25 protein-coding genes and 1 riboswitch are annotated in these 26,520 nt (G+C 70.3%); of the genes, 8 read left to right on the top strand and 17 right to left on the bottom strand.

The window, feature by feature from the left end; all coding sequences use genetic code 11:
* Positions 1 to 51 precede the first annotated feature (51 nt).
* From ACIQAK_RS19740 to ACIQAK_RS19725, 4 genes are all read right to left on the bottom strand, one after another.
* On the bottom strand, positions 52 to 663 hold the full coding sequence (locus tag ACIQAK_RS19740) for a PadR family transcriptional regulator (RefSeq protein ID WP_366390337.1): 612 nt from the start codon (positions 661 to 663) through the stop codon (positions 52 to 54).
* A 456-nt stretch (positions 664 to 1,119) separates the two neighbouring features.
* On the bottom strand, positions 1,120 to 2,334 hold the full coding sequence (locus ACIQAK_RS19735) for a glycosyltransferase (RefSeq protein ID WP_366390338.1): 1,215 nt from the start codon (positions 2,332 to 2,334) through the stop codon (positions 1,120 to 1,122).
* The gene (locus ACIQAK_RS19730) at positions 2,331 to 3,131 is read right to left on the bottom strand and encodes a MerR family transcriptional regulator (RefSeq protein WP_366390339.1); all 801 of its coding nucleotides are present in this window, start codon (positions 3,129 to 3,131) and stop codon (positions 2,331 to 2,333) included. Before ACIQAK_RS19730 ends, ACIQAK_RS19735 begins: the two co-directional genes overlap by 4 nt.
* A 761-nt stretch (positions 3,132 to 3,892) precedes the next feature.
* Entirely contained in the window at positions 3,893 to 4,342 is a 450-nt protein-coding gene (locus ACIQAK_RS19725; protein ID WP_366390340.1) for a spore-associated protein, read from the bottom strand.
* A 421-nt stretch (positions 4,343 to 4,763) separates the two neighbouring features.
* Here ACIQAK_RS19725 and ACIQAK_RS19720 point away from each other — a divergent pair, with 421 nt between their 5' ends.
* From ACIQAK_RS19720 to ACIQAK_RS19705, 4 genes are all read left to right on the top strand, one after another.
* Entirely contained in the window at positions 4,764 to 4,901 is a 138-nt protein-coding gene (locus ACIQAK_RS19720) for a hypothetical protein (RefSeq protein WP_366390341.1), read from the top strand.
* 244 nt (positions 4,902 to 5,145) lie between these two features.
* Positions 5,146 to 5,397, top strand: coding sequence for a DUF6400 family protein (locus ACIQAK_RS19715; protein WP_366390342.1), 252 nt, complete (start codon positions 5,146 to 5,148; stop codon positions 5,395 to 5,397).
* Complete coding sequence (locus tag ACIQAK_RS19710) at positions 5,381 to 5,638, top strand: hypothetical protein (protein ID WP_366390343.1); 258 nt, start codon at positions 5,381 to 5,383, stop codon at positions 5,636 to 5,638. Before ACIQAK_RS19715 ends, ACIQAK_RS19710 begins: the two co-directional genes overlap by 17 nt.
* Positions 5,639 to 5,757: 119 nt before the next feature.
* Positions 5,758 to 6,579 (top strand): PhzF family phenazine biosynthesis protein, encoded by an 822-nt coding sequence (locus ACIQAK_RS19705; RefSeq protein WP_366390344.1) that lies wholly within the window; start codon positions 5,758 to 5,760, stop codon positions 6,577 to 6,579.
* A 79-nt stretch (positions 6,580 to 6,658) separates the two neighbouring features.
* Here ACIQAK_RS19705 and ACIQAK_RS19700 read toward each other — a convergent pair whose 3' ends face one another.
* Positions 6,659 to 7,438 carry a type II CAAX endopeptidase family protein gene (locus tag ACIQAK_RS19700; protein WP_366390345.1) on the bottom strand — a complete coding sequence of 260 codons (780 nt, stop codon included), beginning with the start codon at positions 7,436 to 7,438 and terminating at the stop codon, positions 6,659 to 6,661.
* A gap of 197 nt (positions 7,439 to 7,635) precedes the next feature.
* Between ACIQAK_RS19700 and ACIQAK_RS19695 the strand changes: the two genes are divergently transcribed.
* Positions 7,636 to 9,426 carry a substrate-binding and VWA domain-containing protein gene (locus ACIQAK_RS19695; protein WP_366390346.1) on the top strand — a complete coding sequence of 597 codons (1,791 nt, stop codon included), beginning with the start codon at positions 7,636 to 7,638 and terminating at the stop codon, positions 9,424 to 9,426.
* A 50-nt stretch (positions 9,427 to 9,476) separates the two neighbouring features.
* On the opposite strand, the gene ACIQAK_RS19690 is transcribed toward ACIQAK_RS19695, so the two are convergent.
* Complete coding sequence (locus ACIQAK_RS19690; protein WP_366390347.1) at positions 9,477 to 10,985, bottom strand: glutamate--cysteine ligase; 1,509 nt, start codon at positions 10,983 to 10,985, stop codon at positions 9,477 to 9,479.
* 486 nt (positions 10,986 to 11,471) lie between these two features.
* Between ACIQAK_RS19690 and ACIQAK_RS19685 the strand changes: the two genes are divergently transcribed.
* Both ACIQAK_RS19685 and ACIQAK_RS19680 read left to right on the top strand, forming a co-directional pair.
* On the top strand, positions 11,472 to 12,065 hold the full coding sequence (locus tag ACIQAK_RS19685; RefSeq protein WP_366390348.1) for a hypothetical protein: 594 nt from the start codon (positions 11,472 to 11,474) through the stop codon (positions 12,063 to 12,065).
* 312 nt (positions 12,066 to 12,377) lie between these two features.
* A complete protein-coding gene (locus tag ACIQAK_RS19680; RefSeq protein WP_366390349.1) occupies positions 12,378 to 12,584 on the top strand; it encodes a DUF5999 family protein in 207 nt (68 codons plus the stop codon).
* Positions 12,585 to 12,677: 93 nt separating this feature from the next.
* Here the strand turns inward: ACIQAK_RS19680 and gcvP are convergent, their stop codons facing one another.
* Positions 12,678 to 15,563, bottom strand: coding sequence for an aminomethyl-transferring glycine dehydrogenase (gcvP, locus tag ACIQAK_RS19675; protein ID WP_366390350.1), 2,886 nt, complete (start codon positions 15,561 to 15,563; stop codon positions 12,678 to 12,680).
* 193 nt (positions 15,564 to 15,756) lie between these two features.
* Positions 15,757 to 15,854: riboswitch (glycine riboswitch) on the bottom strand.
* A 134-nt stretch (positions 15,855 to 15,988) separates the two neighbouring features.
* Between gcvP and ACIQAK_RS19670 the strand changes: the two genes are divergently transcribed.
* Positions 15,989 to 16,360 (top strand): PRC-barrel domain-containing protein, encoded by a 372-nt coding sequence (locus ACIQAK_RS19670; RefSeq protein ID WP_366390351.1) that lies wholly within the window; start codon positions 15,989 to 15,991, stop codon positions 16,358 to 16,360.
* Here ACIQAK_RS19670 and ACIQAK_RS19665 read toward each other — a convergent pair.
* From ACIQAK_RS19665 to ACIQAK_RS19620, 10 genes are all read right to left on the bottom strand, one after another.
* A complete protein-coding gene (locus ACIQAK_RS19665; protein ID WP_366390352.1) occupies positions 16,282 to 17,748 on the bottom strand; it encodes a DNA polymerase IV in 1,467 nt (488 codons plus the stop codon). The two genes, ACIQAK_RS19670 and ACIQAK_RS19665, sit on opposite strands and share 79 nt — an antisense overlap.
* 99 nt (positions 17,749 to 17,847) lie before the next feature.
* Positions 17,848 to 18,465 carry a MerR family transcriptional regulator gene (locus ACIQAK_RS19660; RefSeq protein WP_366390353.1) on the bottom strand — a complete coding sequence of 206 codons (618 nt, stop codon included), beginning with the start codon at positions 18,463 to 18,465 and terminating at the stop codon, positions 17,848 to 17,850.
* 168 nt (positions 18,466 to 18,633) lie between these two features.
* Positions 18,634 to 19,107 (bottom strand): bifunctional nuclease family protein, encoded by a 474-nt coding sequence (locus tag ACIQAK_RS19655; RefSeq protein WP_006123076.1) that lies wholly within the window; start codon positions 19,105 to 19,107, stop codon positions 18,634 to 18,636.
* Positions 19,108 to 19,160: 53 nt separating this feature from the next.
* Positions 19,161 to 19,904, bottom strand: a complete 744-nt coding sequence (locus ACIQAK_RS19650; RefSeq protein WP_366390354.1) for a MerR family transcriptional regulator — start codon at positions 19,902 to 19,904, stop codon at positions 19,161 to 19,163.
* A gap of 42 nt (positions 19,905 to 19,946) precedes the next feature.
* A complete protein-coding gene (locus ACIQAK_RS19645; protein ID WP_366390355.1) occupies positions 19,947 to 20,732 on the bottom strand; it encodes an FHA domain-containing protein in 786 nt (261 codons plus the stop codon).
* Positions 20,733 to 20,922: 190 nt separating this feature from the next.
* The gene (locus tag ACIQAK_RS19640; protein WP_366390356.1) at positions 20,923 to 21,744 is read right to left on the bottom strand and encodes a DUF881 domain-containing protein; all 822 of its coding nucleotides are present in this window, start codon (positions 21,742 to 21,744) and stop codon (positions 20,923 to 20,925) included.
* A 5-nt stretch (positions 21,745 to 21,749) separates the two neighbouring features.
* The gene (locus ACIQAK_RS19635) at positions 21,750 to 22,082 is read right to left on the bottom strand and encodes a small basic family protein (protein ID WP_003970459.1); all 333 of its coding nucleotides are present in this window, start codon (positions 22,080 to 22,082) and stop codon (positions 21,750 to 21,752) included.
* A complete protein-coding gene (locus tag ACIQAK_RS19630) occupies positions 22,079 to 22,993 on the bottom strand; it encodes a DUF881 domain-containing protein (RefSeq protein WP_366390357.1) in 915 nt (304 codons plus the stop codon). Before ACIQAK_RS19630 ends, ACIQAK_RS19635 begins: the two co-directional genes overlap by 4 nt.
* Positions 22,994 to 23,101: 108 nt before the next feature.
* Positions 23,102 to 25,597 (bottom strand): mannose-1-phosphate guanyltransferase, encoded by a 2,496-nt coding sequence (locus tag ACIQAK_RS19625; protein WP_366390358.1) that lies wholly within the window; start codon positions 25,595 to 25,597, stop codon positions 23,102 to 23,104.
* Positions 25,598 to 25,710: 113 nt separating this feature from the next.
* The gene (locus ACIQAK_RS19620; protein ID WP_366390359.1) at positions 25,711 to 26,319 is read right to left on the bottom strand and encodes a CDP-alcohol phosphatidyltransferase family protein; all 609 of its coding nucleotides are present in this window, start codon (positions 26,317 to 26,319) and stop codon (positions 25,711 to 25,713) included.
* Between the last annotated feature and the right edge of the window lie 201 nt (positions 26,320 to 26,520).

Here is a 26,520-nt window from a genome sequence, read left to right as displayed (position 1 = left end):
GGGCGTCGCTCTCCGTGGGCCCCTGCCGCATCCGCGGTGGCCGAACACCGATCAGTGCTCGTCGGCGAGGATCAGGTACAGCTTCTTACGGGCGTCGTTGATGACGGTCAGCGCCTTCTGCCGCTGATCGGCCGAGCCGGTCTTCCAGACCTGCCCGAACGCTTCCATCAGACCGAATCCGGCCTGCCGGATCTCGTTGACGCCCTCCCAGTCCGCACCGCGCCCCGCCTCCTCCCAGGGAGCCTCGGGACCGGACTCGGCCTCGCCGCGCCCGGAGTCGGTGAGCGTGAAGAGCTTCTTGCCGCCCTCGCTCGCGCTGACGATCGACCCCTCGTCCTCCAGCAGCTGGAGCGTCGGATAGACCGATCCGGGGCTGGGCTTCCAGGCCCCGCCACTACGCTCGCCGATCTCCTGGATCATCTCGTACCCGTGCATCGGCCGGTCCTTCAACAGAGCCAGGATCGACGCGCGCACATCACCGCGCCGCGCCCTGCCCCGGCCCCCACCCCGGCCACGCCCCCCACCGAATGGCCCGCCACCGAACGGCGGCCCGAACGGCCCGAAGGCGGCTCGGCGCCCGTCCTGACCACGTCGACCGTGATGACCGGGCCCGTAGTGCCCCGGTCCGTGCTCATGCTCGTGCTCGTATCCGTGTGAACGCATCACTACGCTCCTTCTGTCGTTGATCTGTCGTGATGCATCAACGATATATCGGAAACTATCGCCCGGCAAGACTCCTGTCCGCGGAAGCAGCCCGAACGGGCCTACGGCTCGGGCGGCTCACAGGTGCGCCTGGACGACGCCCCCGTCGAGGGCGTCCGTCACGTCTCGTGTTACCAGGTTGCCTTTTTTACCGAGTAACGTTTCTGTGGGCAGCGTGAATCAGACAGACATTCCTCCCGTACTCGTTACCGGGGCGACGGGCCGGGTCGGCCGCGTCGTCATCGACCGACTCCTTGACGCGCGCGTGCGAACGTTTCGCCAGTGGGCCGCCGACCACGCCACCGCGTTCACAGAGGGTTCGTAACCTCGTGGACCGCGACTTGCGCCCCGGGGGCTCAGCCGTCACCCGATCGGTGCCCGGCCTGAAGAAGCGCAGGAGCGAGGAGCGGATCGGCGTCATCCGCCGGTCAGCCGCTGGATGACCTTGAGCGCCTGACCCGCTCCGTTCTCGGTCATCAGATGGTGCGCTCCCCTCGCGGCGGCTCGACTGTGTGCCTGCTGCTTCACCACGCGGTCAAGTGAGTCGGCAAGCCGGTAGGCGGTGAGGGATCGGAAGGGGATCGGGTCGGTGGCGGCGCCGATCGCGGCGAGCCGCCCCGCCCAGAACGGCTGGTCCGCGGTCACCGGTACGGTGACCGCGGGCACTCCAGCACGCAACGCGGCGGCCGAGGTGCCGGCCCCGCCATGGTGGACCACCGCAGCCGGCCGTGGAAACAGCAAGGCGTGCGGTACGTCCCCGATCGTGAGCACGTCGTCGCTGTCGGCGGCAAGCCCGGCACTGCCGGCTTGGAGGATGCCGCGCAGCCCGGCGCGGCGCAGGGCTTGCACAGCGATCTCGCTCAGCCGCTCCCCGTCACCGGCCGCCATGCTTCCGAAGCCGATGAGGACGGGTCGGGGTCCGGCACGCAGGAAGTCCTCCAGATCAGTGGGCAGCCGGTCGGCCGCCTCATGATGAGGCCACCAGTTGCCCACGACCTCCAGGCCGGAGCGCCAGTCGGAGGGACGAGGTACCAGGAGCGTGCTGAAGCCGTGCAGGATGGGCCAGTTCGCCAGTTCCCGTCGTCGACGCGTCCGGGAGGGTGAGGCCGGGGGCAGCTGGAGGCGGTGGCGCAGCTTTGCGACAGCCTGTTCGTAGACGCGGTCGGCCATGCGCAGTGCGAAGCGTCCGGTGGCGCGGTCGGCGAGGCGGCCCAGTGAGCGGGAGCCTGTGACGACAGGCGGGAAGTCGCCGGTCGGTGCGGCGGGTTGGAGGTACACGCCGAGGCTCGGTGTGCCCGTGGCCTCGGTGAGGTGCCAGCCGAGCGGAGCCGTGGTGGTCGACAGCAGGAGCAGGTCCGTGCCATCGTCCATCACGTCGGCGAAGCCCTGACCCAGTTCGGTGATGAACGCGGCGGCGGTGCGCATGAGTTCACGTTTGCCTGTGCCGCTGCCACGCACCCGTGTGCCGGCGGGGAGGCCGCGAAACTCCAGCCCTGCGTCGCGTACGAGGGGTGCGAAGGTGTCGGTGGTGGCGAGGGTGACGTCGTATCCGGCCCGGCACAGTTCGGCGCCCAGACCCGTGTAGGGCGCGACGTCACCGCGCGATCCGGCTGCGGCGATCAGGATCCTCATCGGTCCTCCTCGGAATCGGTAGGGCCACCTGCGTGGCGGGTCGCGTTGGCGTGCACCGCCTTGCGCGTATAGGCGGCCAGGCCCGGGCGTTGCTGTGACGGCGGTACGACCAGGGCGAATGCGCGCGGGTCGGTGACGAAGTCGTCCGCGATGCGCCGGTGCATGTCGGGCGGGCGGGAGGTGAACCATCGTGAGATGTGCAGGCGGTGCTCCTCGGCGAGGTCCATGGCCCGCTCGCCGTTGCTCAGCTCCCCCTCGTCGAAGGCCGCGAGCAGCTCCGTGCGCCAGGCGGCGGCCTCGCCCATGAGCTGACGCCAGTCCTCCTTGGTGTGAGCGCCCGCGCGCGCCATCGCCTCGCGCTGTCCGTCCGAGTGCGCCCACTTCAGTTCCGCCTCGGTGGCGTAGCTCAGGTCGAAGGTGATCTCACCGAAGACCTCGAAGCGTTCCTGAGGAGTCAGGGGCACCCCGGTCTTCTGGACCTCCACCGCCCGCTCCGCCACCTCGGCCAGCCGCTGCAGCCTGGCGATCTCCTCACGCAGCTGCCGTTGCCGGGCCCGGAGCCGCTCCAGGGGGTTCACCTGCGGATCCTTGAAGATCGCGGCGATCTCGTCGAGAGGGAAGCCGAGCTCACGGTAGAAGAGGCTCCGCTGGAGACGGACCAGGTCAGCCTCGCTGTAGAGCCGGTATCCGGCGGGGCTGCGGTCACTGGGCGAGAGCAGCCCCGCCTTGTCGTAGTGATGCAGAGTCCGCACCGTCACCCCGGCGAAGGCCGAGACCTGCCCCACGGAGTAGCTCATCCACCTGCCCTTTCGTCGGTACACAGCCTCAAGCCTGACGTAGGGGGAGGGTCAACTCCCGCTTGCCGGGCCTCGGAGCGGGGCCTTGCCCACCTGAAGTCCTGGAGGGTCTTCCGTCCCGCCCGCTGCAACCACATGACGTCCAGGGACGCGCTGATATGACGCCGTGACGACCAGGAGATGGCTCCGGGGATGGACACGCACTGCCTGGTCACAGCTGATCGGGGCACCGCGTGCGGCTGTGTGCGCGAAGCCGCTCTGACGGGCAACGTCCTCCGCGTCTCACTGACTTCTGACGCGCTGGAAAACCCGCGACCGGCCGACGGCGAGACCGAGTCCGCCATCGAAGCACCAGCCGAAGACGTCATCCGGTTCCGCGAAGTGCTTGCCCGTCAGACGCTGACCACCGCGCACACTCGGCGGAGGGGACAGGGAAGTCACGGTCCTTGACGTGATCGCTGCGCCCCCAGCGCCGGGAGACGAGCGCGCCGCGGGGTGGACGAGCACGCTCAGCGTCCTGCCGCCGGCAGCACGCGGGCGGCGGTCGAAGCGGCGGTCCGGTCCGAAGAGTTCGAGAAGAACATGGCACGCCTGAGCCCCTTGCCCTGGCAGGGGGCTCAGCGGGTCTGCCAGGGCAAGCCGGACCACTTCGGTCTCTCGAGGTCATCGGGCCACGAGCGCCGGGTCGACGACCCTCAGCCCCGCGCCCGCCGACGAGACCGGGGCGGCGCGCGCCCCGGGTAGCCGGGTGGACAGCCCGGTCAGCGCGTGAACGTGACCCGGTTCTCCTTGAGGGTGGCGCAGTTGGAGCCACTTACCTGTACGTACACGTTGCGGATGTGGCCGCCCCAGTCGACGCAGTGACTTCTGCCGTAGACGTAGGCCGGTCCCGCGTACGACGAGAACCGTCCGTAGTCCTCGGCCGCGTCCCCGGTGTCGGGGACGTGGATCCATGTGGACATGTCCACGGCCGTTCCCGGGTTCTTGCGGATGGTCACGACACAGTTCTCGCCGTTCGAGGAGTTGTACGTCAGGTAGACGGTGCCCAGCGAGCCGACGGGCGCTGAGTTCACGGTCTTGTAGGCACTTCCGCAGACCTTCTGCGGCGTGGTGTTCGGTGCGGCGGAGGCGGGAGCCGCCAGAGCGGTCGTGGCCCCCACCGACAGGGCGGCCACCACGGCGGCGGCCAGAGCTGGGCGCTTGAGTCTCATTTTTCCCCCTTGTGATCTTTGGAGTTTTTACTCCTGTATGGTGTGACACTCGGGACGTCGAAACGGTTGCGCTCATCCCACGGTCCGCCGGCGGCGGCGCGTCTCCGTATCTCCCCGCCCGCACAGCGACGACGAGGCCCCCGCCCTACAGCGGGAACCGGACACCGGTCGGATGACCGAAGACGACGTCGGCGGTGAGGCCCGGCCATCCGGCCGGCCCCGTCCCGCAGTGCACGATCACGGTGATGGCTCCCCGTGAGGTCCGGCGTGCAGGCGGTTGGTGCGTCCGGGTGTGATCAGGACGACCAGCGTGTCGTGAAGCGCGGATGATACGACGAGATGATGTTCTACAGCCTCTGGCGATTCCCGGCCGCCGAGGGATACGGGATCCTTGGCCGCGCTGCCCCGAAGGTGCACTGACATGGAACTCTGCACGGTCGTTGCTCTCGGTGGGCTGGCAGCGCTGGTGATGCTGATCGGCAGCGCGGTCTATGTCGACACCTCTTCGGAGGCCGACACGGATGAGGACACCGGTCCGGGAGAACACGTGGCTCTGTGAGGGCCACAGGCACAACCGCGCCGACCATGACCTCCACCACAGCACCACGCACCGACCGAGGTCGCCGACGGCGCCCCCGTACCCGCAACCGCCCGCCCTCGCCCGCCGATCGAAGGACGCGGAGCCGAGACCGCGAGGGCGAACCCCCACCGGCCCGCGCCGGGCGACTCAGGTCGCCCTTCCCTACCGCAGCGGCGGCCTGGTACAGATGGTGAGGTTTCACCCCCACGACGGAAGCGCAGCCATGCACCAGGACAGGACCAGCGGCCTCATCCCCTTCACGATCGACCTGACCTTCGAGGAGGCACGGCGGCGGGCCGAGGTCGTCGCCGCGCTGGGGCCCGACTGGGATCCGGTGGCCGCCCTCAGCAGCGAGAACGAGGCCTACGCCCTGCTCTACTCGGGCCTGGACGACGATCAGCAGCGCACCTACGACCGGCTGGTGGCCGCCGGCGTCCTGCCGAGCGAGGGCCCGGGCCGTGCGGCTGCCCATTGATCCGCAGGCGGACATCGCCCGGCGCGCCTGGGTGGCCTGCCCCGCCTGCGACGACGCCCGGCACTGCGCGACCTGCGCGGACCGCCGCACCTGCCGCGAGCACTGGCGCCATCTGATCTCCAACGACGGCCCGGTCCTGCACCTCCAGTGCCCCGGCTGCACGCACACCTGGTCGCTGGACACCCGTCCCGGCGCCACCAGCCCCGGCGCCACCCACCGCGACGGCGCCCCCTGCCCCTGAGCTCTCGGTTCGCTCCCCGGTCGTCCGCGCCGCCCGGTCGGGACGGCAGCTGGGACAGGGGGCCAGAAACCCCGGATTGGCCTTGGCCGGTGGCCGCGCCGGCGCTCTACGGTCGCCCCATGAGGATTCGTATCGTCGACGCTTTCACCGATCGCCCCTTCTCCGGCAACCCCGCAGGCGTTCTCCTGCTGGAATCCGCCGGATTCCCGGACGCCGAACGGCTCCAGGAGATCGCCACCGAGGTCAACCTCTCCGAGACGGCCTTCGCCCACCCGCTGCCGCCGGGCGGCGAGGCCGACTGGGCGCTGCGCTGGTTCACCCCGGTCACCGAGGTCGACATGTGCGGCCACGCCACGCTGGCCGCCGCGCACGTCCTGCACACCACGGGACGGGCCACCGGCATGGTCCGCTTCACCGCGCGCTGTGGCATCCTCACCGCCACCGCCCACCCGGACGGCTCCCTCACGCTCGACTTCCCCACCTCCCCGCTGCGCGAGGAGGCCGTGCCGCCCGGGCTCGCCGAGGCGCTGGGGGCGGAGCCGGTGTCGGTCCACGACACCGGCGAGCACATCGGCGACCTGCTCGTCGAACTGCGCGACGAGGCGACCGTACGGGCTCTGTCCCCGGACTTCGCCGCCCTCGGGGCCCACTCGCGGCGCGGCGTCATCGCCACGGCCGCCGCCGAGGACCCGGCCCGCGGCTACGACTACGTCTCACGGGGGTTCTTCCCCGGTGTCGGCATCGACGAGGACCCCGTGACCGGCAGCGCCCATACCGCGCTGGCACCGTTCTGGTCGGCCCGGTTGGGTGAGGTGGACCTCACCGGGTTGCAGGCGTCCGCCCGCTCCGGGCTCGTACGCACCGCACTGCGCGGCGAACGCACCCTGCTGACCGGCACGGCCGTCACCGTCATCGACGGCGAGCTGCTGACGTCCTTCTGAAGGACAGGGGCGGCGCGCGTCCCGACCCGGACGGCCCGCAGGGGCGGCGTACGGGACCGTCTGCGCCGCCCCTCCCCTCCTACGGCGTCGGCAGCCAGCCCACCCGCCCCGCCAGCAGCGCGTACCCGACGAACGCCCCGATGTCGAGCAGCGTATGGGCGACGACGAGCGGGCCCACCCGCCCCCAACGCCGGTACAGCAGCACGAAGACGAGGCCCATCACCAGGTTGCCGATGAAGCCGCCGATGCCCTGGTACAGGTGGTACGAGCCGCGCAGCACGGAGCTGGCCGCGAGCGAGGCCATCGGCGTCCAGCCCAGCTGGTCCAGCCGGCGCAGCAGGTAGGCGACGACGATGACCTCCTCCACCACGGAGTTCTGCGCCGCGGAGAGGATCAGCACGGGGAACTTCCACCAGACGTCGGGCAGCGACTCCGGTACGACGGTGAGGTTGAAGCCGCTCGCCCTGGCGACCAGGTAGAAGGCGAGCCCGGCGCCGCCGATCCCGGCCGCGACCAGGGTCCCGCGGCCGAGGTCGGACGCCGGCCTGGTGCGGTCGAATCCGATGGTCCGCAGGCTCGCCCCTTCCCTGATGAGCAGGTGCGCCACGAGGGCGACCGGCACCAGGGCCGTTGCGATTCCGAACATTTGCCAAGCCAGGTCAAGCCAGGGACGGCCCGGGGCGTAGGAACCGTTCAGCGTCGCCGCCTGGTCCTTCAAACCACCCGGCTTCGTCAGTGATCCGACAAAACTGATGAGCGCGGACACCGCACTCGCGCCCAGGGAGAGCGCCAGGACCAGCATGGTCTCCGACCGCAAGATCCTTCGTGTCACACCCTCTTGGGGATGAGAATCAGCCACGCGCCCCACCTCCACCGGTACACCTGCCTTTTGTTCTGCAATCGCGTCTCATCCCGCCCACTGTCCCGCTAGGGTCTCGAATGCAGGTACGAAGATCATGCGCGACAGGCCGCAGGACGACCACCTTCACCGGTGGTGCGGTCCCCCTCTCTCCCTGTTCGTCGTTCGTCGTTCGTCTTCAGGGGGGCACCACCGGCATGGGACGTCACAGCTTGCCCGACGCCTACGCGCGGGAAGAGCGCGGGGACGCCTCTCCCAAGCGCCGGCACCGCACCATCGTCATCGCCACCCTGCTCGTCCTCGCGGTGGCGACGGGAACCGGGGTGGCGGTCGAGGGCGGCCTGCTGTCGTTCTCCGAGTCCTGCGAGGACTCCGCCGTGCGGCTGTCCGTCGCCGCCTCCCCGGACATCGCGCCGGCGATCGGGGCCATAGCCGAGCAGACCCGTGTCGACGAGGTGAGATCCGGCGGCCGCTGCCTCGACGTGGAGGTGGTGGCCCGCGACTCCTACAAGGTGGCCGACGCGCTGGCGGGCGGGGGCGAGACGCCGGGCTTCCAGGTCTGGCTGCCCGACTCCGACCTCTGGCTGGACCGGGCCGAGGGGCTCGGTACGGGCATCCCCATCTCCCCCTCGGACTCGGTGGCCTCGTCGCCGGTGGGCCTCGCCATGGTGCCGTCCGCGGCGCGGCGTCTGGGATGGCCGCGGAAGACGTACTCCTGGGCCGAGGTGGTCACCGCGGCGCTCCGGGCGGACCGGGTTCGCCTCGGTGCGGCCGATCCGGCGCGCAGCGCCACCGGCCTGCTGGCCCTCACCAGCATCGCCGCCTCGTCCGAGCAGCAGGGCGGGGACAGCGGCACCACGGTCGCGGAGACCGCGAAGGTGCTGGCCGAGCGGATGTCGGACAGCGACGCGCAGGTGCTGGAGACGCTGGCGCGGAGCGGCTCCGGCGCCGAGGAGGGCAACCCGAGACGTAACCAGGCCGTCCTGGTGTCCGAGCAGGCCGCCTTCACCCACAACGCGGAGGCCGCCGACAGCGGCGAGCTGGACCTCTTCTACCCCGAGGACGGCACCCCGCTGCTCGACTACCCGTACACGCTGGTAGACGAGGAGAGGCTGACCCTCGCCCAGTGCCGGGCGGCGCTGCGCTTCATGACCCTGCTCAACGATGAGAGCTCACGCGCCGTGTTCGCCCGGCACGGGTTCCGGCCAGCCCACGGGGAGGCCGAGGACACCGTGGTCGCGTCGGCGGGCGGCAGGTTTCCGCAGCCGTACGCCGCACCGGCGGCCGAGGCGCCGTCGGCGAAGGAGCTCCAGGAGGTGCTGGGGATGTGGACGATCACCGTCCAGAGCGCCCGGCTGACCACGGTGGTCGACGCCTCGGGTTCGATGTCCACCCCGGTGCCGGGCCGCGACCGGTCGCGGATGGACGTCACCCAGGAGTCGCTCATCCAGGCGCTCACCCAGTTCACGCCGGACGACGAGATCGGCCTGTGGGAGTTCGCCACGGCGCTGGACGGCGAGAGGGACTACCGCGAGCTCATGCCGACCCGCCGGCTGGGCGACCCCGCCCAGGGCGGCTCGACCCACCGGGAGAAGCTGTCGGCGGCCTTCGCGGGGCTGCAGCCCGTGCCGGGCGGGGCGACCGGGCTGTACGACACGGTGCTGGCCTCGTACCAGGAGGCCCGGTCGACGTATCGGAAGGGCAAGTTCAACGCCCTGGTGATCCTCACCGACGGTTCCAACCAGGACGAGGACGGCATCTCCCGGAGTGCGCTGATCGCCCGGCTCCAGGAGCTCGCCGACCCGGAGCGTCCCGTTCCGATCATCGCCATCGCGGTGGGCCCGGACGCCGACCGCGAGGAGGTGGCCCAGATCGCGCGGGCCACCGGGGGCGACGGGTACGAGGTGAGCGACCCGGTGGAGATCCAGGCCGTCATCCTGCGGGCCATCATGAGCGCCGGACAGAACGGGCGCGCCGCCCAGGAGTGAGGGCGGCGCCCCGGCCGGGTCCGCCGCCCTCATCCGCGTACGAGCACGCCTCAGGGTGCCGGGAATCCCACCGGCCAGGTGTGCACGGGCTCCCCGGCGTGCATCAGCTCGGCGTAGCGCCGGGTGGTCGCCGCCAGCGCCGCGTCCCGGCCGAGCCCCGCCTCCAGCGCCCGGTGGTAGGTGGCGACCTGCCAGGAAGCCCCGTTGACCCGCCGCTTGCACCGCTCCTCGATCACCCCGAGGTAGCGGTCCCGGTCGGCGGGCTCGATGTGCCAGGCGTCGAGCCCGGCCGCGGCCAGCGGGAGCAGCTCCTCCCGTACGAGCTGTACGGCGGGGATCCTGGTCAGCCCGCCGGAGCGGCCTCCGGGTCGCGGCCAGAGCAGTTCGGCCTCGACGCCGTGGCGGCACGCTTCGGTGAAGTTCTCCGCCGCGGCCTCGAAGGGCAGCTTGCTCCAGACCGGCCGGGACTCCTCGGCGAGCGCCCGGACGAGCCCGTAGTAGAACGCGGCGTTGGCGATCACGTCCGTGACGGTCGGCCCGGCCGGCAGGACCCGGTTCTCCACCCGCAGGTGCGGGACGCCGTCGGCCACGTCGTACACCGGGCGGTTCCAGCGGTAGACCGTCCCGTTGTGCAGGACCAGCTCGGCCAGCGCCGGGACCCCGCCCTCGTCGAGGACCCGCAGCGGCTCCTCCTCGTCGCAGATCGGCAGCAGCGGCGGGAAATAGCGCAGGTTCTCCTCGAAGAGCTCTTGGGCGGAGGTGATCCAGCGCTCCCCGAACCAGGTCCTCGGCCGTACGCCCTGGTTCGCCAGCTCCGGCGGCCGTACGTCGGTGGCCTGCTGGAACAGCGGGGGCCGCGACTCCCGCCAGAGCTCCTTGCCGAAGAGGAACGGGGCGTTGGCGCCCAGCGCGATCTGGACCGAGGCGATCGCCTGGGCGGCGTTCCACACGTCGGCGAACCGGGAGGGTGTCACCTGGAGGTGCAACTGCACCGAGGTGCAGGCGGATTCGGGGGCGATCGAGGGCGAGGAGCAGACCAGATGCTCGACGCCTTCGATGTCCAAGGCGAATTCCTCCCCCCGGGCCGCCGCCATCTGGTCGTTGAGCAGGGTGTAGCGGTCCACGTCCGACAGATTCGCGGAAACCACGTCGTGCTCGCCGAGCGTGGGCAGGATTCCGATCATGACGATCCCCGCGTCCACCTCACCGGCCTTGCGGTGCGCGTAGGCGAGACCGGTCCGCAGCTCCTCCGAGAGCTGATCGAATACCCGGCCACCGAGCCGGTGCGGAACGACATTTACTTCCAGGTTGAACATCCCGAGTTCGGTCTGGAAATCCCGGCTCGCGATGCGCTGGAGCACTTCCTGATTCATCATCCGGGGCATGCCGTCGGAGCCCGCGAGATTCAGCTCTATCTCCAGCCCCATCATGTTTCTGGGACGGTCGAACCTCTGCTCCGTCAGCAGTCTGCCCAGCCCCTCCAGGCACTGGTTGAGCTTGGTGCGGTAGGCCTGCCGATCGGACAGGTCAAAGGCTCCCGCCACGACCTTCTCCCCCATCGAGGGGTCCCTCCTCCAGTGGTCGGCCCGCTGACCGGGCCGTTCGCATCACGATCGATAATGCCCAGCGGGAGTGATCCGTAACGCCCCACGGAGCACCGGAAACCCGCTAGGCTGGATGACGGAGACCGGGGGCACATTCCTACGGCACCCGGCGGACGGCATTTTCACCCGGAAAGCGCGTGGCGGAAACACCGGCAGGTTTCGGCCTACCGCTCCGCCGGAAGAGGCGCAGGCCGAAGCCGGGAACGGTCGATCAGATCACCAGAAAAACCGCATGTCGAAGTCCGGATGCCGCCTTGCGCGAAATATCCCCGGCAGCTAGCGGAAACACTCAGTGAACACGTGTCGTATAAACTCCGCCTGACGAGGCAGAGAGTTGACGCGACCGGCCCGTCACCGGCCTCCTCCGGCCCCACTCTGCCGACAGCGCCGTCTGCACCCGCCCACGCATCACCGTGTCTCCGAAGTGAGAGGCGACCCACTATGCCGCTGCATGTCCCCTCGGCTCCCGCGCCCGCCCTGCGCAGCGTGTCCGCGGCCCTCGGTTCCCCCACCGCGGTCCGCCAGGCGCGCACCTCCGCCCTCCGGTCCGTCCAGGGACCGCTCAGCCCCGAACTGCCGCTTCCCGTGCACGTTCTGGACCGGATCGCTCCGACCGGGACCGCACCTCGAACCCGCCTCGCGGCCTGGCGCTTCCTGATCCGGAGCGAGGGCCGCACGATCGCCGCCGCGGACACCATGCTCACCCCGGACGGCTGGAGCTTCTCGCACTTCTTCGAGGGCCCCTATCTCGCCTCGACGGAGCTCGCGGTCCGCCAGGCGGAAGCCTCGCCCACGGCGTACCAGGCGAGACTTCTCTCCATCCCCGAGCTGTACATGCTCACCCTCTGGCTGCACGACGACACCGCAGACGACGCCTCCGACGCCTCCGGCGGTGTGCTCGCCCCGGCCGACGTCCTGGTGCCCCTGGCGCCGGCGCCGCCGGGCATCGCCGCGCACCGGCCGTACCGGGTCGCCGATCTGCTGCCCGTCATGACCCTGCGCGTGGCACCGGGCCCGCTGCTCAGCTCCGCCTGACCGGCGGCCGACGACCGGCCCCCGCGGTGACCCGCACGCCCGCCGGCGGAACGGGTCACCGCGGGGGCTCCCTCTTACCCACTCGGACTAGCCCGGTCCGGCCACCCCGAACCACCCGAAGTGACAGTGCAGTTGCGGTGAACCGTCCGCGCGGGTGACGCGTCATGAGAGGAGTACGGGAGCTGCCGCGAAATCCCTGCGGAATCACCCCCGTAGGGCAACACTGGGACCGGACCGACTGATACGGGGGCGGCCATGAACCTCTCATCCAGCCGCAGGACATTCGACTCGACGCAGCGAAAGAACGCATCCATGTGCCAGCACCAGCCACCCTGCCCCACCGCCGACTCCCCCGACCGGGAGGCGGCCCGCCTGACGGCACACCACCCGGAACAGGGCTGGAGCCTTCTGTGCAACGGTGTCCTGCTCTTCGAGGACACCGGCGAGCTGCTGCCGGACGGGCAGATCATCGCCCCGCACCGGCCGTTGGCGGCGGGCAGCGTGATGAAGGCCGCCTGAGGCGGACGTACGGAGAAGGCTGTACGGAGAAGGGGCCGGCCCGGGGAGATCCCCGCACCGGCCCCGACGCATGTCAGGCGTCCGTCCTGAGCGTCAGTTGTCGTACTCCTCCAGCGGCGGGCAGGAGCAGACCAGGTTGCGGTCGCCGAAGGCACCGTCGATGCGGCGGACCGGCGGCCAGTACTTGTCGGCGGCGGACACCCCGGCCGGGAAGACGGCCTCCGCACGGCTGTAGCCGTGGTCCCAGTCGCCGCCGAGCGCGGCCGCGGTGTGCGGGGCGTTGGACAGCGGGTTGTCGCCCGCGCTCCACTCGCCGGACGCGACCTTCTCGATCTCGGCGCGGATCGCGATCATGGTGTCGCAGAACCGGTCGAGCTCGGCGAGGTCCTCGCTCTCGGTCGGCTCGATCATCAGCGTGCCGGCGACCGGGAACGACATGGTCGGCGAGTGGAAGCCGTAGTCGATCAGGCGCTTGGCGACGTCGTCGATGGAGACCCCGGTCGCCTTGGAGATCGGCCGCAGGTCCACGATGCACTCGTGCGCGACCAGTCCGGCCGGGCCGTTGTACAGGATCGGGAAGTGCGGCTCCAGCCGCTTGGCGATGTAGTTGGCGGCCAGCACGGCGACCTGCGTGGCGCGCTTGAGCCCCTCGCCGCCCATCAGGCGGACGTACGCCCACGAGATCGGCAGGATGCCCGCCGAGCCCCACGGGGCGGCGGAGATCGGGCCCACACCGGTCTCCGGTCCCGCGGCGGGCTGGAGCGGGTGGTTGGGGAGGTACGGGGCGAGGTGCGCGCGGACCCCGACCGGGCCGACGCCGGGGCCGCCGCCGCCGTGCGGGATGCAGAACGTCTTGTGCAGGTTCAGGTGCGAGACGTCGCCGCCGAACTTGCCGGGCTTGGCGAGGCCGACGAGCGCGTTGAGGTTGGCGCCGTCGACGTAGACCTGGCCGCCCGCGTCGTGCACCTCGCCGCAGATGTCGGCGACGTGCTCCTCGAAGACCCCGTGCGTGGAGGGGTAGGTGATCATGAGCACGGCGAGCTCGTCGCGGTACTGCTCGATCTTGGCCCGCAGGTCCGCGATGTCGACCTCGCCGTCGTCGGCGGTCTTGACCACGACGACCTTCATGCCCGCCATGACCGCGCTGGCGGCGTTGGTGCCGTGCGCGGACGAGGGGATCAGGCAGACGGTGCGCTGGTCGTCGCCGTTGGCCCGGTGGTACGCGCGGACGGCCAGCAGCCCGGCGAACTCGCCCTGGGAGCCGGCGTTCGGCTGGATGGAGACGGCGTCGTAACCGGTGACCTCCGCCAGGCGCTCCTCCAGCTCGCGGATGAGCGTGAGGAAGCCCTGCGCCTGCTCGGCCGGGGCGAAGGGGTGCAGCGCGCCGAACTCGGGCCAGGTGATCGACTCCATCTCGGCGGTGGCGTTCAGCTTCATGGTGCAGGAGCCGAGCGGGATCATGCCGCGGTCCAGCGCGTAGTCACGGTCGGCGAGCTTGCGCAGGTAACGCAGCATCGCGGTCTCGGAGCGGTGCTGGTGGAAGACCGGGTGGGTCAGGATGTCGTCGGAGCGCAGCAGCGCCTCGGGCAGCGCGTCGGCGGCCGAGCCGTCCAGCGCCTCGATGTCGGCGTCGGCGCCGAAGGCGGCCCAGACGGCGGAAAGCTGGGCGCGGGTGGTGGTCTCGTCGCAGGCGATGGAGACGTGGTCGGCGTCGACGCGGCGGAGGTTGACCCCGCGCTCCCGGGCGTCCGCGACGATGTCCGCGGCCTTGCCGGGCGCCCGGACGGTCAGGGTGTCGAAGAAGGCGCCGTGCACGACCTCGGCACCGGCGGCGCGCAGGCCCTCGGCGAGGATCGTGGCGTAGCGGTGGGTGCGCCGGGCGATCGTGCGCAGCCCGTCGGGGCCGTGGTAGACGGCGTACATGCCGGCCATGACGGCGAGCAGCACCTGCGCCGTACAGATGTTGCTGGTGGCCTTCTCGCGGCGGATGTGCTGCTCGCGGGTCTGCAGGGCCAGGCGGTAGGCCTTGTTGCCGTCGGCGTCGACGGAGACGCCGACGAGGCGGCCGGGCAGGGAGCGGGCGAACTTCTCGCGGACGGCCATGAAGCCGGCGTGCGGGCCGCCGAAGCCCATCGGGACGCCGAAGCGCTGGGTGGTGCCCACCGCGATGTCCGCGCCGAGGGCTCCGGGCGAGGTGAGCAGGGTGAGGGCGAGCAGGTCGGCGGCGACGGTGACGATCGCCCCGAGCTCGTGGGCCTGCTCGATCACGGGCCCGATGGCGCGCACGGCACCGGAGGCGCCCGGGTACTGGAGCAGGACGCCGAAGACGCCGCGCTCGGCGATCTCCGTGGGGATGCCGTCGCTGAGGTCGGCGACGACGACCTCGACGCCGGTCGGCTCGGCACGGGTCTGGATCACCGCGACGGTCTGCGGCAGGGTGTCGGCGTCGATCAGGAAGACGCCGTTCTTGACCTTGCCGACGCGCCGGGCGAGCGCCATGGCCTCGGCGGCCGCGGTGCCCTCGTCGAGCAGGGAGGCGCCGGAGGTGGGCAGCCCGGTCAGCTCGGCGACCATCGTCTGGAAGTTCAGCAGGGCCTCCAGGCGGCCCTGGGAGATCTCCGGCTGGTACGGCGTGTAGGCCGTGTACCACGCGGGGTTCTCCATGACATTGCGCAGGATGACGGGCGGCGTGAAGGTGCCGTAGTAGCCGAGGCCGATCATCGGGGCGAGCACCTTGTTGCGGTCGGCCAGCGAGCGGAGCTCTGCCAGCACCTCGGCCTCGGTGCGCGCCGAGGGAAGGTTCAGGGCCTCCGCACTCTTGATCACGTCGGGCACCGCGGCGGCGGTCAGCTCGTCGAGGGAGCCGTAGCCGACCTGGGCGAGCATCTTCGCCTGGGCGCCGGCGTCGGGCCCTATGTGGCGCTGCTCGAACGGAATGCCCTGCTCCAGCTGGGAGAGCGGAGTGCGACGGGGGGTCATGGTGGAGGCCTCCTGGTCTGTCACGACCTGCGAGGGGCACCACGGCGCGGGTGCCCGAACGGCCTCCCCCTCTGTCATGTCAACCTGAGAGCTTCACCGGCCCGCCCGGGGGCGTGCCGACTTTCACCGTCGGTGAGGGTCGAGCCCGTCCCGGCATGCGCCCGCACGAACCCGCCCTGCTTTCCAGAGTGACCTCGTCCGTGCGGTACGGGGGCCTGAGAGATTCCGGGGAGGATTTGCTCCTTCGGCGCCTCCGGATTCCGCACCGGAGGACTCTCCCGCACGGGGTCAGCAGCCAGCTGCCAGCCTACCAGCGGCCGTCCTCGCGGAGCCCTCGAGTGGCCGACGCCACGGATCTGCACTTGTCTGGTGCTGGTGGAGCGACAGGGGACCCCCCTGAGCAGTGGCGACCAGAGGGAGGCACCGTGAAGACGGATATCGATCCGCGCCGCCTGATCGGCCGTAAGGCGTTCGATCGCAGGGGCGCCAAGATCGGAACGGTGGATGAGGTCTATCTCGACGACGCGACGGGGGTCCCCGAGTGGGCGGCCGTCCGCACCGGCCTGTTCAGCAGGGACGCCTTCGTCCCGCTGGAACCCAGCGAATTCGTCGAGGACACCCTGCGGGTCCCCTTCGACCGGGCGTTGATCAAGGGCGCACCGGACTTCGGGGTGGGCCGGCACCTCTCGCCGGAGCAGGAGCTGCAGCTCTACCGCCATTACGGTCTGGACTCCCCGCCGGCGGCGGAGACCGGCCCCGACCGTGACTTCGGCAGGCTGGCCGGCCAGGAGGAGTAGTCGACCGGGTCGCGGACCAGCGGCAGCGGATCGGCCGGGCTGAGCTCCGGGTCGTCGACGCGGAACGTGACGACCCGGCCGACCGGCCCCCCGGGCTCCTCGAACCGGACCGTCACCCGGCCCACCCCGCTCCCCTGCACCCAGCCGTGCCCGTGCACCGTGTGGCGTACGTCGTGCCCGGCGGGCCAGCGCCGGGCGGCGAGCTGCTCCGCGCTGTCCCGTACGGGCTCCTCGTCCGCCGGTCCGCCGCCCGGCCCGGCGTCGTCCGGCACCGGATTCTCCGGTGTGCGCGCCCGCTCCGCCAGCTCCCTGGCGTCCGCGGCCTGCGCGAACAGATCCTCCTGGGTGAAGTCCGCGAGCCCCGTGACGCCCACGCCCAGGAGCCTTACACCACCGGTGGTGTCCACCAGCTCCAGCAGTCTCGCGGCCGCCTCACGGACCACCGTGGGGTCGTCCGTGGGCCCTCTGAGCGTCTCGGAGCGGGTCAGGGTGGAGAAGTCGAAGCGGCGCACCTTCAGCACCACCGTGCGCCCCGACCGGTCGGCGGACCGCAGCCGCTCCACGCACCGCACGGCCAGCCGCTCCACCTCCGCGCGCACCCGCACCCGGTCGTGCAGGTCCACATCGAAGGTGTCCTCCACCGATACGGACTTGGCGTCCCGCTCGGCGACCACCGGCCGGTCGTCGAGACCCAGTGCCATCCGGTACAGCCCGTGGCCGTGGGCCTTGCCGACCAGTCGTACGAGCTCGGCCTCGCCCGCCTCCGCGAGGTCGTGGACGGTGGTCATGCCGGCCCGCCGGAGGTGGTCCCCGGTGGCGGGCCCGACGCCCGGCAGCGTCCGTACGGACATCGGGGCCAGCAGCTCGCACTCGGTGCCCGGCTCGATGAGCGTCAGCCCGTCCGGCTTGGCCTGCTCGGAGGCGATCTTGGCGAGCATCTTCGAACCGGCGAGCCCGACCGACCCGCTCAGCCCGGTCACCTCCCGGATGGCCGTGCGCAGCCGCTCGCCCGTCGTCCGGGCCGACACCGAGTCGTCCGCCATCCCGCCCGCCTCCAGATCGACGAAGGCCTCGTCCAGGCTCAGCGGCTCCACCAGTGGCGAGAGCCGCCCCAGGAGCTCCATCACCTGCTCGCTCACCGACCGGTACAGCGAGAAGCGGGGCACCAGATAGGCGGCGTTCGGCGCGAGCCGTCTGGCCTGAGCCGTCGGCATCGCGGAGTGGACGCCCAGGAGCCGTGCCTCGTACGAGGCGGTGGCGACCACCCCGCGGGGGCCGAGGCCGCCCACCACGACCGCCTTCCCGCGCAGGCTGGGCTTGGCCGCCTGCTCCGCCGAGGCGTAGAAGGCATCCATGTCCAGGTGGAGGATGGTCGGCGCGGGTCTCACACCACCGATGCTGCCCTACGCCACTGACAACGGGGCGGCCCGGCTCTCCGTGGAGAGCCGGGCCGCCCCGTTTCCGTGCTGTCAGGTGCTGTCGGCCGCTCAGCCGGCACGGTTGCGGCGACGGGCGAGTTCGTCGGCCGGATTGTTGCCGATGAGGGTCTCGCCGGTGTCGACCCGCTCGCCGTGGAGCTGGGAGAGCGCCGCGTCCACATCCCGCCACACGACCCCCACGGCGATCCCGAAGACGCCCTGCCCGCCCTGGAGGAGGCTGACGACCTCGTCGGGCGAGGAGCACTCGTAGACCGTCGCCCCGTCGCTCATCAGCGTCATGCGCTCGAGATCCCGGAAACCACGGTCCCGTAGGTGCTGGACCGTGGTGCGGATGTTCTGGAGAGCTACCCCGGTGTCCAGGAAGCGCTTGACGATCTTGAGGAGCACCACGTCCCGGAAACTGTAGAGACGCTGCGTCCCCGACCCGTAGGCCGGCCGCACGCTCGGCTCGACCAGCCCGGTGCGCGCCCAGTAGTCCAGTTGGCGGTAGGTGATCCCCGCCGCCGCGCATGCCGTCGGTCCGCGATAGCCGATATCGCTCGCCGCGGCCACACCGTCCGCTGCCACCGCCGCCGGCTGAACCGGCTGCCTGATGGCGTGGTCGGCTCCACTGCCGTGCTGCGGATACGGCCCACCCGCCGCCGTACCGTCGCCGCTGCTTCTCACGCCGACCTCCGTCCTTGACCTGCCCACTCGAAGGTAGGCAGTCACTGGGGGTGCGTCAACGATCGCCACACTCGGCACGCCGAGTGATAACCACCCTGAGGGTGGTTTCCCGTGTCTCGTCTCCGGGAAAGGCTTGTCGGATGCGCTGACGACATCCTTGCGGGACGGTCACTGACTGTTGGTACCGAAGTCCTCCGGTGAGATCTGATCGAGGAATTCGCGGAACTTCTCCACCTCGTCCTCCTGCTCGTCGGGGATCGCGATGCCCGCGTCGTCCAGCACGCCGTCACTGCCGTAGATCGGCGTGCCGGTGCGCAGGGCGAGCGCTATGGCGTCGGACGGCCGGGCGCTCACCTCGACCCCGCTGGCGAAGACGAGCTCCGCGTAGAAGACCCCTTCGCGCAGGTCCGTGATGCGGACCTCGGTGAGCTCCTGGCCCACGGCCTCGAGCACATCCTTGAACAGGTCATGGGTCAGCGGCCTGGCCGGAGCCATGCCCTGCTGGGCGAAGGCAATGGCGGTCGCCTCCCCAGGACCGATCCAAATGGGGAGGTACCGGTCGCCTCCCACTTCACGCAGGAGAACGATCGGTTGGTTGGAGGGCATTTCCACCCGGACACCGACAACGTCGAGCTCGTTCACACAGCAACCCTAGGACGTGCTCGCCATGTTTGGGTAGTCGGGCTCCCCCGAGCTCAGTGCAGACGGCTGCGCAGAGCCGTCTGGACGAGCGCCGCGTGCAGCCGTACGGAGAGCTCGGCCAGCTCGTTCGCCGTGGCCTCGGCGTGCGCTCTGGTCTGTGGATTACGGTGCAGACGCAGCGGCGCGACCAGCTGCTCGACCAGCCCCGCCTCCCGGTCCGCGGAGGCGCGCATGGCACGCAGGTGGCGCGGTTCCAGGCCGAACCGGCCCAGATCCGCCACCAGCTTCGCCACGGTCACCATCTCGGCGTCGTAGCCGCCCTCAGGAGCCGGGACGATGAGCCCGTAGGACTCCCACTCGTCCAGCTGCTCCTCGTCGACCTCAGCGGCCGCCAGGAGCTCGGCGCGCCCGATCCGCGCGGCGGTCGCCACGCCGGGACCGGACTCCCACACACCGTCGCCGAGGTCCCGCTGAGCGCCCGGTGAGGGCAGCGCGGGCTGCTCACCCCGGGCCAGGGCGTCCAGGTGCTCCCGGATGACCTTCAGCGGCAGATAGTGGTCCCGCTGCATCCTGAGCACCTGCGCGAGGCGCTCCACGTCGCCGGGAGCGAACTTCCGGTACCCGGACGGGGTCCGCTGCGGCTCGATGAGACCCTCGGCCTCCAGAAAGCGGATCTTGGAGATCGTGACTTCCGGAAACTCTTCGCGCAGCCGGGTGAGCACCGTTCCGATGCTCATCCAGCGGGCTTCCGCGGTGGCGGTGCCGTCGCCGGCACCGCCTGTCGGTGTTCGCAGCATGGGCCTTCCTGGGGGTTCCCCCGGACGGAGTCCGGGGGCGGGTCACACGCCCCGCGGGCTCGCGTAGAAGACCAGGCGGTACTTTCCGATCTGGACTTCGTCTCCGTTGGCCAGCAGGACCGAATCGATGCGCTCACGGTTGACATAGGTGCCGTTGAGGCTGCCGACATCACCCACGGTGAAGCTACCGTCCGGGCCCCTGCGGAACTCCACATGACGCCGCGACACGGTCACGTCGTCGAGGAAGATGTCGCTCTGCGGGTGACGGCCGGCGGTGGTGAGGTCACTGTCCAGCAGGAAACGGCTCCCGGAGTTCGGGCCGCGGCGCACGATCAGCAGCGCCGAACCGCCGGGCAGCGCGTCCACGGCCGCCTGGGCCTCGGCGGAGAGCGAGGGCAGAGCCGTCTGGCCGGTCGCCTCGGCCTCGTACGCCTCAAGGCCGGAGATGGAGATCGTGGACGTCGTCTCCGAGGCACGCTCGGGGACACCGCCCCGCAGCGGCGCGCCGCAGTTGGAGCAGAAACGACTGGCCTGCGCATTGCGGTGACCGCACCTCGCACAGACCGGCATCGACGAGCCCTCCGGGGTGAACCCTCCACCCGAACGCGAGGTCGATGGTTCGCCGAAACCTATGCGGCCGGCACCGGCAGGGTCGACGGACGACACGTCGAGACCAGTCTGAGTGGCGTCACCGGACACCTCATCGCGGAAGAGCGGACGCTCCGCCTCCTGCTCCCCGCCCTGGCCGTGGCGCGGAGCACGGTGGCGAGCAGCACTGTTGCTGTCCTCGCGTGCGCTCTTCCCGAACAACTTCGCAAAAAACTTCACGGGCGATTCCCCTTGACCGACATAGACCCGCCCGTGGGGCAGGACGAACCCTGAATGAACACACCTGCCGACCCGGACATCTTCACAACGTCCGTATCCACCCGACAGTTTCCACCACGCACCGCCAATCCGGTGCGCCGACCCCCCGCAACCTCGCGCCCTCGTCCACCGGCCCTTCGGCCCGGCGCGCTCACGGGGACGACGACCGAGCGTAGTCAGGCCGCTCCGCCGGTCGCAAGGCGTCGACGACGATGTCCTCGGACCGCTCCACCACCGCCGTGGCCTGCTCCTTCTCCAGCGTCTGCACCACACCGCCGGGAATGTTGAGGGCGGGCTCCAGGTCCTGCGGCTTGCCGATCACCTTGAACTCGTACGGCGCTTGGATCTTCTTGCCGTCCACCTGGATGTCACCGCCGTCCCCGGCGAAGTACGTGTTGGCCACCACCCGGACGCCGTTGACCTCGATGGCCTCGGCCCCGGCCGCACGCAGCTCCTGGACGGTGTCGAGCAGCTTGTCGGCCGCGACCGCGCCGGACGGGTCGCTGATCGTCAGTGTGATGCCGGGACCCTGGGCCGCCACCGTACCCGCGAGGATCCCCAGCTGCCGTTCCTTCTCCAACGTCTGCTTCCGGGCCTCCTCGGCCTGGTCCGAGCTGTTCTCCAGCTCGGTGCGCTGGTCGTCCAGACGCTGCTTCTCGTCCTCCAGACGCTGCGTCCGGTCGTCGACCTCGTCGAGGATCCGGACCAGGTCCTCCTGCCGCGCTCCGCGCAGCGCACTGTCGTCGCTGGTGGACCGCACCTGGATGGCCAGTCCGAGGCCGAGCCCGAACAGCAGCACGGCGACGATGAGTTGAGCCCGGCTCAACCGGGGCGGCCACAGGCCCGCCAGCAGCCTCTGACGCCCCGATACCTCCCTGGCTGCGGGCGGCGGCGCAGGGGCGTCCGGGACGGCGGACGGGCCCGCGTCCGGCTGCCGGGGCGGTCGGTTGCGCGGGTTCTCTTCGTTGTTCATCGGCCTCAAGCCCGGAAGACGTGCCGACGGATGGCGGCGGCGTTGGAGAAGATCCGGATGCCGAGCACGACCACCACACCGGTGGAGAGCTGAGCGCCGACACCCAGTTTGTCGCCGAGGAACACGATCAGCGCGGCGACCACGACGTTGGACAGGAACGACACCACGAAGACCTTGTCCACGAAGATGCCGTCGAGCATGGCCCGCAGACCTCCGAAGACCGCGTCGAGCGCGGCGACCACGGCGATCGGGAGATAGGGCTCGACCACCGCCGGTACCTCGGGCCGGACCAACAGTCCGACCACGACTCCCACGACGAGGCCCAGTACGGCGATCACGATGTGCCCTTCCCTGATTCTGCCGCTCCACTGCCGGCGGCCTTCGGCTCTGCTGTACGGACGATCAGGCTCGGCGCGGCCGGGAGCCGCACCTTCCCCTGCTCGGACAAGCTGGTGCGGATGTCGAAGTTCTCCTTCAGCGCGTTGAGGTACTGGCCGTCCGCGCTGTCCTGGAACGCGACGGCGAGCCTCTTCCCGTCCCCCACCGCGAGCACCGTGTACGGCGGTACGAGCGGCCTGTTGTCGACCAGTATGGCGTCGCCCGCCGCACGGATCGCCGACAGCGCCGTCAGCCTTTGCCCATTGATGGCGATGGCCTCGGCGCCGGATTCCCACAGACCGTTGACGACCCGCTGCATGTCCCGGTCGCGCACCCGGCCGGTGTCGGCGAAGCTCGATGACTCGCGGGGCCCGTCGCCGCCCTGGTCGGTGTTCTCTGCGTCGTCCACGACGAGCTTCACCCCGGGGCCCTCGACCGGGGTCGCCCCGGACAGCAGGGCCACCAGCTCCCCCTGGTCCCCACCGTGCCGCTCCAACGCCTTGCGCTGGCGCTCGCCCACATCGCTGCGGAGTTCGTCGACATCCGACTCCAGCGCGTCGGCCGCGCGCGTCTCGTCGTCGATCCGGTCGATCAGCTCTTCGCGTTCCTTGGCGACGACCGGCGCCGACACCCGTGCCTCGGCGGCACCGAGGGTGACCACCAGGGCGGCCACCACCAGACCGGCGGCGAGGCCGAGCTTCGACTTGAGCGTACGGGGCAGCCCCGCGCTCCCGTCGGCCCTGCGACGAGCCGAGGCCTCCGCGTAACCGTCGTCGAGGCTGTGGTCCATCACGTTGTTCAGCAGCGACATGGAGGCGTCGGGACGTGCGGGCGGCGAGGGTGTGCTCCGATCGGGGTGCTGCTGCGACATGCCGCACATCGTCGCACGTCACCCGGGCTGCCGCCGAATGGCCCCACCGGTGACGCCGGTGCACCGCAAGTCCCTGTCGGGGAGTTCCGGTGCACCGGCTTCACGAGGTCACTCGCCCGCGCTCTCCACCACCGCGGACCACTCGTCGAGCAGCGCCTGCGCCGAGGCGTCGTCCGGGCCTTCCGCCCACAGATGGGTGACGGCCTCCGCCCGGTCGGGCAGCACCATGATCCACCGCCCGTCGGCCTCGACCACCCGGACGCCGTCCGTGGTGTCCACGCTCCGGTCCCCGGCCGCCTCGACGACGCTGCGCATGACGAGGCCCTTGACCGCCCAGGGCGTCGCCAGGTCGCGGCGCAGGACATGGGCCCGGGGGATGCGCGCATCGATCTGGCTCAGGGTGAGCTGGGTCCGCGCGACGAGTCCGATGAGCCGGACGAAGGCGGCCGTCCCGTCGAAGACACTGCTGAATTCGGGAACGATGAACCCGCCGCGGCCGTCTCCTCCGAAGATGGTGGTCTCCTCGCGTCCCACCCGGGTCAGGTCGTCGGGCGAGGTGGTCGTCCATTCCACCTGGGTGCCGTGGTAGGCAGCCACCTGCTCGGCGACGCGCGTGGTCGTCACCGGCAGGGCGACGCGTCCGCTGCGCCGCTCGGCGGCGACGAGGTCCAGCATGACCAGCAGGGCCCGGTCGTCCTCGATGATCCGGCCCAGCTCGTCCACGAGGGAGAGCCGCTCACCGACCGGGTCGAACCGAACACCGAAGGCCGCTCGCGCCGAGGAGACGATCTCCCCCAGCCGGACGAGGCCGGCGCGGCGCGTCTCGGCGGACTCGGTGGGCCGCGATTCGTCGAGTCCCGGGTTGATCGTCAGCGCGTCCACCCCGAGCCGCCCGAGCAGACTGGGCAGGACGAGCCCGGCGGATCCGTTGGAGGCGTCCACGACGACCTTGAGCCCGGAGTCGGCGATCCCGGTGATGTCGACGTTGCGGAGCAGGGAGCCGGTGTACGAGTCGAAGACGCTGGACGGGAAGTGCAGGTCCCCGATCTCGCCGGGGAAGGCCCGTCGGTACTCCTGGCGGGCGTACACCCGGTCCAGCTTGCGCTGCTGCGCCTGCGAGAGGTCGGCGCCCCGCTCGTCGATGAACATGATGTCCACCGAGTCGGGCACTCCGGGCGACGTACGGATCATGATGCCGCCCGCACTGCCCCGCGCCGTCTGCTGCCTGGCCACGGGCAGCGGTACGTTCTCCAGGTCCCGTACGTCGATGGCGCTGGCCTGCAGAGCCGAGATGACGGCTCTCTTGAGGGCTCGCGCGCCTCGGGAGTGGTCACGGGCGGTGGTGACCGTCGACCCCTTCTTGAGGGTCGTGGCATAGGCGCCGGCCAGCCGCACCGCCAGCTCGGGGGTGATCTCGACGTTCAGGATCCCGGAGACGCCGCGCGCTCCGAAGAGATGCGCCTGTCCGCGGGATTCCCAGATCACCGAGGTGTTGACGAACGCGCCGGCCTCGATGGTCTTGAACGGGTACACCCGTACGTTGCCCTGGATGATCGACTCCTCGCCGACCAAGCACTCGTCACCGATGACAGCGCCGTCCTCGATCCGGGCCGCGCGCATGATGTCGGTGTTCTTGCCGACCACGCAGCCCCGGAGGTTGCTGTGCTGTCCGATGTAGACGTTGTCGTGGACCACGGCCCTGTGGAGGAAGGCGCCGGTCTTGACGACCACGTTGGACCCCACGACCGTGTGCTCACGGATCTCGACGTCCGCTTCGACCTTTGCGTAGTCCCCGATGTACAGCGGCCCGCGGAGCACGGCGTCCGGATGGACCTCCGCGCCTTCGGCCACCCATACACCGGGCGAGATCTCGAAGCCGTCGAGCTCCACGTCGACCTTTCGCTCCAGGACGTCGGCCTGGGCCTTCACGTAGCTCTCGTGCGTGCCGACGTCCTCCCAGTAGCCCTCGGCGATATAGCCGTAGATGGGCTTGCCTTCCTTCATCAGCTGGGGGAAGACATCACCCGACCAGTCGACGGAGGTGTCGGCCTCGACGTAGTCGAAGACCTCGGGCTCCATGACGTAGATGCCCGTGTTCACGGTGTCCGAGAAGACCTGGCCCCAGGTCGGCTTCTCCAGGAACCGTTCGACCTGGCCGTCCTCGTCCACGATCGTGATGCCGAATTCCAGCGGGTTGGGGACCCGGGTCAGACAGACCGTGACGAGTCCGCCCTTCTCCTTGTGGAAGGCGATGAGGTCGGTGAGGTCGAAGTCGGTGAGCGCGTCACCGGAAATGACGAGGAAGGTGTCGTCCTTCAACGCCTCCTCGGCGTTCTTCACACTCCCCGCGGTGCCGAGTGGCTTCTCCTCGTTGGCATAGGTGAGCTCCATCCCGAGCTCCTCGCCGTCCCCGAAATAGTTCTTGACGAGGGAGGCGAGGAACTGGACGGTAACTACAGTTTCATTGAGCCCATGCCTCTTGAGCAGCCGCAGTACGTGCTCCATGATCGGCCGATTGGCCACGGGCAGGAGCGGCTTGGGCATGCTCGAGGTCATGGGGCGCAGGCGTGTGCCTTCGCCACCAGCCATCACGACGGCCTTCATGTCGGAAACGTCCTCCTCAAAGAGACGACGGTCAGCCGAGTTCGCCCGTCGGGGCATCAGTCAAGACGTCGGACCGCGGGCCGGCCACACTGCACGGCACCGCAACAACGAGCTCATTCGGCTACTGCATCCGCCTTGACGAGCCGGCGGACCTGGACCACGTAAAGGATCCCTGCCCACCAATACAGAGTTGTACCCCATCCTGCGAACGCCCATCCGAAAATGGCGGCTACCGCAGCCAGCCAACCACTCCCGTCGCTGAGCAGCAACAAGGGGAACGCGTACATCAGGTTGAAGGTTGCAGCTTTCCCGAGGAAGTTGACCTGCGGCGGCGGATAGCCGTGGCGCCGCAGGATGGCCACCATCACCAGCAGCATGAGCTCACGGGCCAGGAGGGCCGCGGTGAGCCAGAGCGGCAGGATCTCGCGCCAGGTGAGGCCGAGGAGGGTCGACAGGATGTAGAGGCGGTCGGCGGCCGGGTCCAGGAGCCGTCCGAGTCTGCTGATCTGGTTCCACCGGCGGGCGAGCTTGCCGTCGAGGTAGTCGCTGATGCCGCTGAGCATCAGTACCAGCAGCGCCCAGCCATCACTGTTGGGCCCGCCGAACACGGGGCGGAGAATCAGCCACAGGAAGAGCGGGACCCCGACAAGGCGAGCCATGCTGAGGATGTTGGGGATGGTGAGGACCCGGTCCGTCTGGACCCGAGTCTCCTGGACCTCCACCCGGGGGCCTCCTGTGAGGAACGTGCGAATGATGCTCCCCGACCCTACCCTCAGCTTCCGTCGGCACATGCACAGGGGTGGACGGAAGCGGCGGTCTGCGGTGCCTGAACGCAGAAAAGCCCCGCACCATACGGTGCGGGGCTTTCCCGGAAAAATTGTTCGGCGGCGTCCTACTCTCCCACAGGGTCCCCCCTGCAGTAC

Origin of the sequence: Streptomyces sp. NPDC088706, from assembly GCF_044752765.1 — a bacterium.
Lineage (GTDB): Bacteria > Actinomycetota > Actinomycetes > Streptomycetales > Streptomycetaceae > Streptomyces.
The sequence above is the reverse complement of the archived record's forward strand: the minus strand, read 5'-3'. Positions and strand labels throughout refer to the sequence as shown.